The sequence below is a fragment of the Arthrobacter sp. NPDC080031 genome, from assembly GCF_040702485.1.
Taxonomy (GTDB): Bacteria; Actinomycetota; Actinomycetes; order Actinomycetales; family Micrococcaceae; genus Arthrobacter.
Genome location: NZ_JBFBLA010000017.1, coordinates 68,260 through 79,990 on the forward strand (window position 1 = coordinate 68,260; position 11,731 = coordinate 79,990).

An 11,731-nucleotide genomic window follows, 5' to 3' on the forward strand; every position below is an offset into this window, starting at 1 on the left:
GAGGATCCTTACTTCCCGGCAGGCATGCCGTTGGAACGGTTGCCGGGGTATAGACGAGGTGCTCAGGAGGGGCTCGCGGCGGGTGTACGCAGCGAACCAGCCCCTGGCAGAGGGCATGACGAGTAGAGGTCCCGGGGGACCTGCACACGGAAGTGGAGATGTTTGCGGACGGACGTCCAAGGGTCCGTACGTGTGTGGGATCGAGCGGCGGCTAACGCCGGCTGGTCACCACACGTGAGGGGCGTTTACCCAGATTGCTACGCATACCTCTTCGTAGCTGTTTTTGTACCAGTGAGGCGTATCCGAGGAGAAGGTGATCGAATCGCCCGCCTCAAGCGTGTAGCACTCACCGTCGAGGTAGACGTCTTTCTTTCCCGACAGGATGATGCCGAATTCCTCGCCGCTATGGCGAAAAGGAGTGGCGCTGGTGTCGTGGCCTGGCGGACTCACGATCCATTGGGCCTCCAACGCGCCATTGAGGTCCGGGGTCAGGAGTTCATAAACTGCCTCTCCCACGGACTTTTTGGTGACGCCTTTGAGGTTTCGCCGCTCGGACTTACGGACAACCGGCGACCTCGTTTCTTCCTGGCCGAGGAAGAACTTCCCGACGGGAATGTCCAGGCCGTGGGCGAGCTGTGCCAAAGTAGTGAATGATGGATTGGCCAGCCCACGTTCGATCTGGCTGACGATCGCCGGGCTGAGCCCGGTGATTTCCGAGAGTCTGGACAGGGTCATCCCCTTGTCCTTGCGCATCGTGCGGACCTTGTTGCCGACAGTTGCCAGAAGCGCGCTCGTGCCGGCCGGTGAGGATGCCGTGATGCTCTCGTTGGTCATGATCCAGCTTTCTCTCGGTGAGCTGACTCACATAACTATAGTGAAAAATTTTAGCGAATCAATGGTTTGGTGAAATTTTTCCTCTAGCAAAGGCTATTGATCAAAAGCATTGACCTAGTGAATATCTTCAATATAGTTAAGTGAGTCGCATCACGTGGGGAAGTTTGCAACACGATCAGGAACGTGGACGCTTCAGCCTTCTGGCGGAAGGCCCAGCCCAGCCCCACCTCCACCCTCGTGATTCCCATGCTGACCCTGCGGCATCCAAGCAAGCCATCCACGCTCCCTACTTACAGGACTGGATGTCCCCGTTTGCTTCAAAGCGCTACGAAGAGGCACGCGTAGCTATCTGGGCTAACTCGCTTCCCATGAAGTGAGCTGGTGCGGCCTTGCCGGACCAAGCCAAAATGATAGTTTCGATCACCGTCCATACCCTCTGGATGTCAACGGTGATCCGTACCCTCACGCACCGCGAAGGTGCGGAGGAAGGAAAGAATCATGACTGACACCGTCGTCAAGAATGGCCCGGAGACCGCCCGGAAAACCCGGCTCTCTCCGGAAATCCGCCGCGGGCTGCTGGGCCTCGGACTCGGGAACACCCTTGAGTGGTATGACTGGATGGTCTTCGGACTCCTGTCGGCCTTCATCGGGCCAAAGTTCTTCCCCTCGCAGGACCCCACCGCCGCAACCCTCAACGCCCTGGCGGTCTTCGCAGTCGGCTTCGCGTTCCGTCCGCTGGGCGGCGTCCTGCTCGGCACTTTCGCCGACAGGATCGGCCGCCGAAAAGTGATGCTCTGGTCCATCATGATGATGGCGATCACCACGCTGATCATCGCACTGTGCCCGACATACCAGCAGATCGGCGGCGCCGCCGGCGTCATCCTCCTGATCTGCCGTATCGTGCAGGGCGTCTCCACCGGTGTTGAAGCTCCGCTTTCCACCGCACACGCCGTCGAACTGGTTCCCATGGGACGGGAAGGGTTCGTCGCAGGGATCATCTCTTTCTTCGTCAACTCGGGAATTCTGCTCGCCTCGCTGGTCAGCTATCTGTGCAGCCTGATGCTGAGCGGTGCTGTCATGGCCGACTGGGGTTGGCGTGTTCCCTTCATCGTGGGGGCAATCTTCGGTTTCGTCGTGGTCTACCTTCGCCGGACCCTTCCGGAAACCATGCGGCCCGAGGAGCTTGCCGAGAACTCCTCGAAAGCTGTTTGGGGCGGGGTGCGCAAGCATTGGCTCAGCGTGCTGGCGATTACCTTCGTCGTTGGAGCGGCGCAAGCCTACAACTACGCCTGGAATACGGGACTGCCCACCGCTGCCCGCAGCGGCTTCAAAGAAGACGCGACTGCGGTCTTCGCCCTCACCACCATTCTTGGCGTGGTGCTCGTTGTCGGCAGCCTGGTGGTCGGCAAGTTCGCCGATGGCAAGTCGATTTCCAAGTGGTTCCTGATCACCCGAGCCTTGTCCATTCCGTCGGTCTTCCTGATGCTGATGTACGTCCGTCCTGGCATCGGCGGATTCGCCGCCGTCCTCCTGGGCGGCTCGGTGGTCCTGGTCTTGAACATGACCCTGTACAACGTCGTCACGAGTTCCCTCATGCCCAAATCCTGCCGCGGCGCCGGAACTTCCCTCGGTTACGGAATCGGCGTCGCCATCTTCGGTGGCACTGCTTCCTACCTCCTGGTCTGGCTCCAGTCCATGAATGCGTCGTGGATCTTCCCGGTTTACGTTGCCGTTCTGTCCGTGTTGAGCATTGTGTTCTACGTGCTGGCGCGGCGGAAGAACGGAGTCTTCATTGGGAGCTAGGAACGTGATCTCCTTTGACCTCAGCCAGTCCGATGTGGAGCTCTACACCGCGGCGCGTCAACTGCTCCTCTCGGCCCATCACGGCGAGAACCACCGGGTGGCCGCCGCCATGCGGGGCGCGTCGGGAGCGATCTATCTCGGCCTTCACATCGGCTCCAAACGAATCAACGTGTGTGCCGAATCCAGTGCCCTCGCCAATGCCCGCATTGCGCAGGAAGCCTCCATCCGGTCGTCCGTTGCCGTCAGCATGGACGAACACGGCGAGCCCCAGGTCACCAATCCTTGCGGGGTTTGCCGGGAGCTGCTCCGGAACTACGGGGCCGAGGCTACCGTCCTGGTTGATGCCGGGGGAGAAGTCGGAACGGTCGGTCTGGGCGAACTCCTGCCTTATCCGTGGATGCGGGCCAGCGAGACCGAATGGACCACCCAGCCGCCGGAGGCCATGAAGACGTACTAAGCGCGACGGAAATGGCCGGGGCTCCTTTGAGTCCCGGCCATTTCTACGGTTCGGCGCCAAGCGACCCCGCTATTAGACGCCGCTATTTCCACCCGTTCAGCCATCCCTTGGACGTGCGCGCTTTGTAGCCCCGCCTACGGACTATGGAGGTTCGGCCCAGCCAGTTCCGGACCCGGCCCGGTCCCGCTTGGGCAGGGTCCGGCGCGGGGATTCCCGGTTCCGGTCCGGATGCCGCCGGCTGGCTCGGACACAGGTCCGTGATCAGTCCCATTCCCGCACATGCCCGCACTTCGCGGATTCCCGCCACCGCGGCGCGTTTGGTCTCAAAATCCTTCGAGACTGCCATGACAGTCCCGTCCGCTGCCTTCAGCCGGAACCGGTACCGTTCGCGGGCATCGACAAACAGTTCGAACGTGCCCGCCATTCGCTGGCCTCCCCAATAGATACATATGGTCCTTGTTCGACCGTACCCGGCAGTCACCAAAAAGCAAAGCACCCTTACTGTTTTTGCTCCTGTGCCGCGGGGATGCCGGATGCAGGCATGCGGTTGCCGGATGAGGTGTTGACGTGTAGTTTTTTCAATGCAAAGCAACCTTAGTAATACCCGCACCGCCGGGTCCGCGGTTCAGCAGGAGGTACAGCAGTGGGTATCGGATCATCTATCTTCCTTATCGCGATAGGCGCCATTCTGGCCTTCGCCGTCCCCGGGGATGTCGTGTCATTCATCGACCTCCATATGGTCGGCTACATCCTCATGGTCGTCGGAGTGATCGGCTTGATCGTTTCCCTCTTCGTGTTCGGCCCGCGCCGGACCCGTAGGATCAGCGAAAGCCGCGCCACAGTAGACCCGGCCACGGGGGAACGCATCGTGACCAGGGACACGCGCGACGGCGGAATCTAGGAACCGGAACGAAGGCGAGGGTCGGCACGCCGACCCTCGCCTTTTCCGTGCCCCCGAACAGTGGCCGAACACGCCATTGCCGTCCGGGCCGGCCTTGGGGGAGCATCGAGGCATGACCAAATACCTCATCTCCTTCCCGAGCGAAGCGATGGTACTCACCGACGAGGAGTTCCCGGTGGTCTCCGCCGATGCCCACGCTGTGATCGAGGAGGCGAAGGCCGCGGGCGTCTACGTCTTCGGCGGTGGGATCGACGAGGACGTGGATCCCGTGCTGGTTTCACCCGACGGCTCGGTGAGCACCGAGATCTATCCGGGCTCCGAACTCAAGGGCGGGTTCACGTTGCTGGAGCTGCCGACGCGCGGGGAGGCGGTCGAGTGGGCGAGGAAGATCGCGGTGGCCTGCCGTTGCCCGCAGGAGCTCCGCGAGTTCATGTATGACCCGCAAAGCTAGCATTCGTCAGCCCAGGCGCCGGTTCCTAGCCGCCGTTTCCCTTGCCGTTGCCCTTGTGGCGCCCGGGGGCCGGCACCACGGGAACCGGCGCAACCGGCGCAACCGGCGTCGATGCCTGCTCAATGCTCGGTGAGGGTGTTGGGGTTGACGTAGGGGCGCTGGGCGTGGGCGTTGCCGTGACGGACGGCTCCGGGGCGGCGGGAGCGGGCGGCTGGAAGGCGCTCACGCCAACGATCACCAGGGCGCTGGTGAGAAGCGCTCCGCCGAAAGCCCACGCCGATCTGCGGGCGCGGCTTGGCGGTTTCCCCCGCCATGGGCGCTTGCTTCCTACGGGCGGCACGACGACGGTACTCCCGCCCGCCGTTGCCACGGGCTGAACGCGCGTCCGGATATCTGTTTTGGGCATGCGGGGCGGGCGGTCGGGCATGCGGGGAAGGGTGTTCGTGGCTCCGTTGGCGCCAACGGGCATCGCCGCAGGGACGCCGGAACTGAGGGCACTCCGCAGTGCTTGCTCGACGTCGCGCGCGGCCGGTCGTGCAGAAGGCTGAGCCGATGTCATGGCGGTGAGGAGATCAACCCACTGCGTCCCGAGGGCTTCCGGCACACGGGGCGGTCGGTGGAGCCTCGCAACGGCCGACTCGACGCTCGTCCCCGGATATTCGAGCTTTGCGGTGAGGCATTCGAGGAGAAGGAGTCCGAGGGAGTAGATATCGCTCGCCGGTCCGAGGGCGGAGCCGGTGGCCTGTTCCGGGCTCAGGTATGCCGCGGTTCCCACCATGGTGCCCGTTGCTGTCAGGCGTGTTCCTTCGATGATGCGGGCGATTCCGAAGTCGGTGAGCTTCGGCCGGACGGGGGATCCTTCGGGACCATCAGCCAGGAGGACATTGGCGGGTTTGATATCGCGGTGGATGATCCCACGCCCGTGGACGTATTCCAGGGCCGAAGCCAGATCCGCCCCGATGTGGGCCACGTCATGGGTCGCCAGCGCTCCGTTCCGCAATCTGGCATGCAGGTCGGGACCATGAATCAGTTCCATCGTGAGGAATGTCCGGGCATGCTCCGGGTCCCGGTGGTCGGTACCGGCGTCGAAGAGGGTGACGAGGGACGGATGGTTGAATGTTGCCAGGAGCCGCATCTCGTTTTCATGCCGGGCAAGCTCGTGCGGCCCTCCCAGTAGGGGAGCAAAGAGTTTCAGCGCCACGTGGCGGCCGAGCGTTTCATCCTGCGCCCGGTATACCGACGCTGTGGCGCCGCGTCCGATCAGGGTTCCGAGCCTGTAGCGACCTGCCACAAGGGCATCGCTGTCTCCCGTGGTGGGGCCACCCGGCACGCTCACACCTCGCTTTCTTCGAACCGATGGAGCCCGTACAGTCTAGGCCCTTGCTTGGGCATGGACATTGGTCCCCGTTGGGGTAATCGTCCTGCACCGAGGGAAAGTTACGGTTCGGCTGTCGCGGGGCGCAGAGGCGTAGGCCATGCATTCAGGGCCCTCCCGCTACTTGCCCTCCCGCTACTTGCTTGTCCCGCCTCTCCGCGTGGCGGGCCAACTCAAGGGTTTTCGAAATGACTGCTCAAGAATGCGCTCACCGGCTGACCGGTTCGTGGTTGCCGAGGAGCCGCAGTTCATCGCGCCGGGGGAGCCCCTCCCAGTCGCCTGGTACGAGGCAAACAAAAGCACCCGTGCTGACGGCTGTCTGAAGACGCTCCTCCGCGCCCAGGCCCCCTACGAATTCGGCCAGGTAGCCGGAGACGAAGGCGTCGCCGGCGCCCACGGTATCGACGGCTTCGATGGACAGTGCGTCCTGCCTGAAAATCTGGCCGTCGACGAATGCCAAGGCGCCGTCTGCGCCCAACTTGATAACCACCTGGCTGGGACCCATGGCGGCGATGCATCTGGCGGCCTCCTCGGCGTCGCAGGCTGTTCCGACCGCGAGTTCGGCCTCTTCGAGGCCGGCGAACACGATGTCGACGTCCGGGATAATCCCGCGGTAGGCGCGTCCGGCGGTTTCGGCGTTCCAGAGCTTGCTGCGGTAGTTCAGGTCGAAGGAAACAGGAACACTGGAGGCTTTGGCCGCAGCGATGGCATAGCGAAGAGTGGACGCCGCCTGGGCAGAGAGCGCCGGAGTAATGCCGCTGACATGGAGCAACGCAGCCCCCGCAATCAGTTCATCGTCGACGTCGTCGGGGGCAATCCGGGAACCGGCACTCCCGGAGCGGTAATACGCAACTTTCTGGGCCGTGGGTGTGCGGCGTTCCTTGATCATCAGGCCGGTGGGCGCGTCGTCGTCGACGGCGATGCGGACATCTACCCCCTCAGCGCGAATCTCCCGCTCCACAAGCCGGCCGAGGGCATCCGCTCCGATGCGGCCGCACCAAACAGCTTGGACGCCTAAGCGTTGCAGGCCGATGGCCACGTTCGACTCGGACCCTCCGATGCCAAGGCTCAAGGTGGACGCATGGGCCAGCGGGCCAGGTGTGTCCGAAGCCATGAGCGCCATGGTTTCGCCGAGGGTGACGACATAAGGTTTGGTGGTCATTTCTTGCCACCTGCCTCGTCAACGAGTGCGCGGACCCGCCGGGCCCGCGTAGTCAGTTCAGTCAGGCTCCCGCCTTTGAAGGCGTCGCCGAGGAGCGGACCTCCGAGGCTGACAGCCAATGCTCCTGCGCGAATCCAAGCCGGGACGTCACCGATTTCGACGCCGCCGGAAGGGACCACTTGGATGTCGGGGAAGGGGCCGCGCAGTTGGGATACGTAGCCGGGGCCGACCGTGGAAGCGGGGAAGACTTTGACGGCGGTGGCACCCAGCTTCCAACCGGTGTTGAGCTCGGTGGGGGTGAGCCCACCGGGAAAGACGGGCACGCCGCGTTGAGCGCAGGCGGTGATGACGTCCGGTTCGGTGACGGGCGTAACGATGTACGCGGCACCCAGCTCGAGTACCGTTTCGGCCTCGCCAAGAGTGGTCACGGTGCCGACGCCGATTTCCACAGACCCGCCGAAGCGCTCCAGTAGCAGGGGAAGTTCCTCGAATACTCCCGGCGTGCTCAGCGTCAGCTCGATACTGAGCACCCCGCCGTCGCGGAGGGCTTCGATGACAGGGCCGTAGTCCTTCGCGTGTCCGGCCCGCAGCACAGCGACGACCCTGGAGTTGCAGAGGATGGCGGACGGGGCCGGACGGGAGACGGTGTCCGGGTTCTCGAGGCGGAGCATTGGATGTCCTTCGTATGTTGGTTGGCTGGCGGGCGTTCCCGACGGCGGCACGCGCCGCCGTCGGGAGACCTTCGGGTGCTATTGGACGTGCTGCGCTTCGGAGGTCACCGGAACAATCCTGCTTTTGCCGTGCGCGGCGTCCTCAGGATCCGTGAGGTCGCGGTTCAGGGTCTCGGGGGTCATCCGCGTGGCGATGAAGCTGATGAGCATGGTCACCGACATGTAGATCGCAACGGGAATCCAGGAGTTGCTGAACATGCCCAGCAGGGCAGCGCAGATCATCGGAGCGATGCCTCCGCCGATGATGGACGAGAATTCGCGGCCCAAGGTGACGCCTGCATAGCGGTAACGGCTGCCGAAGATCTCAGGGAAATAGCTCATGTGCACGCCCACCACACCTTGGCAGGCCAGCATGAAGCCGATGATCATTACCAGCACGATGGCTACCGGGGAGCCGGTGGTCAGCAGCAGGAACGCGGGGGCAGGGAAGAGGATGAGTGACCCGGTGATGAGTGAGACGACGCGCCGGCGCCCGATCTTGTCGGAAAGGATTCCGAAGGACACAGCTGCGACGCCGCCGCAGAGCGACCCGATGAGGAGCACTGGAGGAATGAACTTGGGATCCGTTCCGATCACACTGATGAGGTAGGAGGCCATGAACACCTGGATGGTGTAGGACTGGGTGCTGACGCCGAAGTTCATCAGGATGACGCGCAGGACGTTGGCCTTGCCGTATTTGGCAACTTCCCGCAGGGGTGCCGGGGGTTCCGTGCGGGCCTGCTTGATCTCTTCGAAGACCGGTGACTCGTCCAGCTTGCGCCGGATGACCAGCGCGGCGATGGTGACGAAGATACTGGAGAGGAAGACGAGCCTCCAGCCCCACGTGAGCATGTCGTTGGGTGCCAAGGACTGCGCCGCGATCCACACCAGTGCTCCGAGCGCCGTACCGGCGGCGGCGCCGACCATGATGAGGGACGCCAGCTTGCCTCGGGTTCCAGGCGCGGCGGATTCGGTGAGCAGCGTTGCGCCGCCCGATTGTTCAGCACCGGCGCCGAAGCCTTGCGCCGCGCGGCAGATACACAGCAGGATCGGGGCAAGGAGTCCGATCTGGCCAAAGGTCGGCAGGAGCCCGATTGCCAGCGTCGCCCCGCCCATGAGAAGCAGAGTGACTACCAGGACCCACTTGCGGCCGAGGCGGTCACCGAAGTGGGAGAAGAAAATCCCGCCGAGCGGACGGAAAAGGAATCCGACGGCGAAGGTGCTGAAACTGGCCAGCAGCGCTGCCGCCGGGGAAATATTGGGGAAGAAGAGCTTGCTGAACACGAGTGCCGACGCGGTGCCGTAGATGACGAAGTCGTACAGCTCAAGCGTGGTACCGATGAGTCCGGCGACGGCGGCCTTCCGGACCTTGCTTTGGTCCACCGGCGTGGGCGGGAGGTTTGCTGCTGTGGTCATTTCCATACTCCTTTGAATGGATGTCCGCTGGCCCGTACTTGGGCCGGGTCAGTAGGTGATGAGGACTTTGAGGTTGGTGGGGTCCGTCACCGGGGCCGTGAGCGCGGCCGCGGCGTGGGCGAGTGGATAAGTTGCCGTGATGATTGACCGGAGGTCCACTACGCCTGAGGAGGCGAGCTGGATCGCCGTCGGGAACGCGTTGGCGTACCGGAACGCGGTCACCAGATCGATTTCAAAACGTTGGAGGAAGCCGAGCGGGATCCCGTCGACGGACGGGCGGGCCTGGCCCACCACGGTGGCCCGTGCGGCTGGGGCTAGGGCGTAGATGCCGTCGGCCAGCGCACGCGTATTGCCGGAGCACTCGATCAGGCGATCCAGGTCCTTCAACTCCAAGGCCGTCATTGAGGTGTTGATGGTCCGAATGGCGCCGAACCGGGCCGCAACAGCCAGCCGGTCGTCGTTGACGTCTGTCACGATGATCTCCGACGCGCCGCGGTGGGCCGCCACTTGCGCCACGAGCAGGCCGATCGGCCCTGCGCCCGTGATCAGCACCCGGTGCCCTGCCTCTACCTGTGCCCGTTCAACGGCCCAGACGGCGACGGCAAGTGGCTCGATCGCTGCCCCCACCTCGGAGGGGACGCTTTCCGGCAGAACGTGAAGCGCGGCTTCGGGCACCACTACGTGGCGGGCGAACAGCCCGTCGGTAGGCGGGGAACCGAAGCAGGTTCCCGTCGGGCAGAGGTTGTAGCGTCCGGAGAGGCACGTGGGGCAGTTCCCGCACGGCACCGCCGGTTCAATCACGACGGCGGTGCCCACGACAATGCTGGCTGCATCACCCCGCGCGACGACAACTCCGGCACCTTCATGGCCGAGAACCGTGGGCTGGCGAAGGACGTTGGTGCCGTTGCGGCCGTCGGCGAAGTAATGCATGTCGGAGCCGCAGATGCCGCCGGAGCGCATCTCGACCAGGACATCGTTCGGTCCGAGGTGCTTCAGCGATTTTTGTTCGATACGGAGATCTCCTGCGCCGTGCAGGACGGCCGCTTCCGTGGTCAGCGGGAGGGAGGATCCGTCGGCGCGGCGGACTGCTTGGGTGGTCATCGGATGCTCCGGATCTGGGCGGGAAGTAGTGAGGTTGACTCGGCTGCCGCGTTTGCGGCGGCGAGGGGGCCTTGCCGGTGGATGATGTCGATCAGTTCACCGGTGCGGACGATGAAGTCTCCACGCGTCGCAAGCTCGTCCCCTAGGAGATGGTGTTCGCCCAGTACCTTGGCGGCGAGGTCCTGTCCGGAGGAGGATCCCGCTGCGAGCTCCTGGAGTGTCTTCCGGGCGGGGTCTTGCATTTCGTTGGCGTTGTTGCCGGGGTCGAATCCCCGAAGAGGTGCGATGCACGACAAGTACGCGGCCGCGGTGAGGGCGAGGTAGTGGGGCATCGCACCTCTGTCGAGCATCTCCAAGGCTGGAATCGGGATCCGCTGGCGCAGCTTGACGGAACCATCGCTGCCCACCTGGCTGGTCCGGTGCCCCAATGCCGAGTTACGCCAACGCGAGAAGAGTTGCTCCTCGTAGGCCCCGGCGTCGACTGCTGCGGGCACCGTCACGCTCGGCAGGTATTCACCGCGGAGTACGTGGCGGGCGGCGGCTTCGATGTAGTCGATGCCCGTAGCGTCCGGAATGGTGGCTGCACCGGACAGGGCTCCGAGGTAGGCGATCAGCGAATGGGTGCCGTTGAGGAGCCGGACCTTGAGCTGCTCGTACGCCGCGACGTCGTCGGTAAAGATCGCCCCCGCAGCCTCCCAGGCCGGGCGGCCCGCGATGAAGTTGTCCTCCAGGATCCACATTGTGAAGGGCTCGGCAGGCACGGGGATCTGGTCGGCGTAACCGAGTTGCTCGGCGACAAGGCTACGGTAGTGATCTGTCGTGGCGGGCACGATCCGGTCCACCATGGACGACGGGAAGGTGACGTTGGCACCGATCCAATGCAACGTCTCGGCGGCTTCAGCTGTCGGCAACAGTGAGGCGAATTCGCGGACCAGGCGCTGGGTGTGGCGCCCGTTGTCTGCGAGGTTGTCGCAACTGAGCACCGTCACTGGTTCGCCGTGGGTCCGTGCCCGCTGCTGGAGTCCCCGGACGATCTGCCCGATCGGCGTGCGGGGGGCCGAGCCGCTGGCGAGATCGTGCTGAACGTCGGGATCGGCAACGTTCAGTGAGCCTGTTGCCGGGCTGTAGGTGTAGCCGTTTTCCGTAACCGTGAGGGACACGATGCGCGTGGTCTCGTCGCCAATCGCGGCTACAACCCGCTGCGGGTCTTGTCCGGCAACGAAGGCGTCCGTATGCACGCGCGGCGTCGAGAACTTCGATCCCTCGGGCGAGATCTCGACGACGGTGTACAGCATGTCTTGTGCGTGCATGGCATCGGTGATGGTGCTTGAGCGGCTCGAGATTCCGATGATTCCCCAGTCTCCGCCGTGCGCCGCGACGGCTGCATCCGTATAGACGGCCTGGTGCGCTCGGTGGAAGTTGCCGAAGCCGAGGTGCACGATGCCGGGGGCTGGCGCTGCGGTTCGGCTCAGGACTCCGGGAGTTCCCGCGTTCAGGGTCGGGAGAGTTGGCGTGACCACG

12 protein-coding genes are annotated in these 11,731 nt (G+C 64.0%); 4 read left to right on the top strand and 8 right to left on the bottom strand.

What is annotated here, in order from left to right:
- Positions 1–225 precede the first annotated feature (225 nt).
- A complete protein-coding gene (locus tag AB0323_RS15245; RefSeq protein WP_366178061.1) occupies positions 226–834 on the bottom strand; it encodes a cupin domain-containing protein in 609 nt (202 codons plus the stop codon).
- A 498-nt stretch (positions 835–1,332) separates the two neighbouring features.
- On the opposite strand from AB0323_RS15245, the gene AB0323_RS15250 reads away from it, so the two are divergent.
- Positions 1,333–2,637 (top strand): MFS transporter, encoded by a 1,305-nt coding sequence (locus tag AB0323_RS15250; RefSeq protein WP_366178062.1) that lies wholly within the window; start codon positions 1,333–1,335, stop codon positions 2,635–2,637.
- A 4-nt stretch (positions 2,638–2,641) separates the two neighbouring features.
- Positions 2,642–3,094 (top strand): hypothetical protein, encoded by a 453-nt coding sequence (locus AB0323_RS15255; protein ID WP_366178063.1) that lies wholly within the window; start codon positions 2,642–2,644, stop codon positions 3,092–3,094.
- 82 nt (positions 3,095–3,176) lie between these two features.
- Here AB0323_RS15255 and AB0323_RS15260 read toward each other — a convergent pair whose 3' ends face one another.
- Complete coding sequence (locus AB0323_RS15260) at positions 3,177–3,518, bottom strand: DUF1508 domain-containing protein (RefSeq protein WP_366178064.1); 342 nt, start codon at positions 3,516–3,518, stop codon at positions 3,177–3,179.
- A 219-nt stretch (positions 3,519–3,737) separates the two neighbouring features.
- Between AB0323_RS15260 and AB0323_RS15265 the strand changes: the two genes are divergently transcribed.
- Together AB0323_RS15265 and AB0323_RS15270 are read left to right on the top strand one after the other, a co-directional pair.
- Positions 3,738–3,995, top strand: a complete 258-nt coding sequence (locus AB0323_RS15265; RefSeq protein ID WP_364542385.1) for a DUF6458 family protein — start codon at positions 3,738–3,740, stop codon at positions 3,993–3,995.
- Positions 3,996–4,107: 112 nt separating this feature from the next.
- A complete protein-coding gene (locus AB0323_RS15270; protein ID WP_366178065.1) occupies positions 4,108–4,446 on the top strand; it encodes a transcription initiation protein in 339 nt (112 codons plus the stop codon).
- A 25-nt stretch (positions 4,447–4,471) separates the two neighbouring features.
- Here the strand turns inward: AB0323_RS15270 and AB0323_RS15275 are convergent, their stop codons facing one another.
- The 6 genes from AB0323_RS15275 to AB0323_RS15300 all read right to left on the bottom strand — a co-directional run bounded on the left by AB0323_RS15275 (position 4,472) and on the right by AB0323_RS15300 (position 11,730).
- Complete coding sequence (locus AB0323_RS15275) at positions 4,472–5,782, bottom strand: serine/threonine-protein kinase (protein WP_366178066.1); 1,311 nt, start codon at positions 5,780–5,782, stop codon at positions 4,472–4,474.
- Between the two features lie 247 nt (positions 5,783–6,029).
- On the bottom strand, positions 6,030–6,983 hold the full coding sequence (locus AB0323_RS15280; protein ID WP_366178067.1) for a sugar kinase: 954 nt from the start codon (positions 6,981–6,983) through the stop codon (positions 6,030–6,032).
- Entirely contained in the window at positions 6,980–7,654 is a 675-nt protein-coding gene (locus tag AB0323_RS15285) for a bifunctional 4-hydroxy-2-oxoglutarate aldolase/2-dehydro-3-deoxy-phosphogluconate aldolase (protein WP_366178068.1), read from the bottom strand. Before AB0323_RS15285 ends, AB0323_RS15280 begins: the two co-directional genes overlap by 4 nt.
- Positions 7,655–7,732: 78 nt before the next feature.
- Positions 7,733–9,109 carry an MFS transporter gene (locus tag AB0323_RS15290; RefSeq protein ID WP_366178069.1) on the bottom strand — a complete coding sequence of 459 codons (1,377 nt, stop codon included), beginning with the start codon at positions 9,107–9,109 and terminating at the stop codon, positions 7,733–7,735.
- A 48-nt stretch (positions 9,110–9,157) separates the two neighbouring features.
- Positions 9,158–10,210 (bottom strand): NAD(P)-dependent alcohol dehydrogenase, encoded by a 1,053-nt coding sequence (locus tag AB0323_RS15295; RefSeq protein WP_366178070.1) that lies wholly within the window; start codon positions 10,208–10,210, stop codon positions 9,158–9,160.
- Positions 10,207–11,730, bottom strand: coding sequence for a mannitol dehydrogenase family protein (locus AB0323_RS15300; RefSeq protein WP_366178071.1), 1,524 nt, complete (start codon positions 11,728–11,730; stop codon positions 10,207–10,209). The genes AB0323_RS15295 and AB0323_RS15300 overlap by 4 nt, the downstream gene beginning before the upstream one ends.
- Position 11,731: the final 1 nt, after the last annotated feature.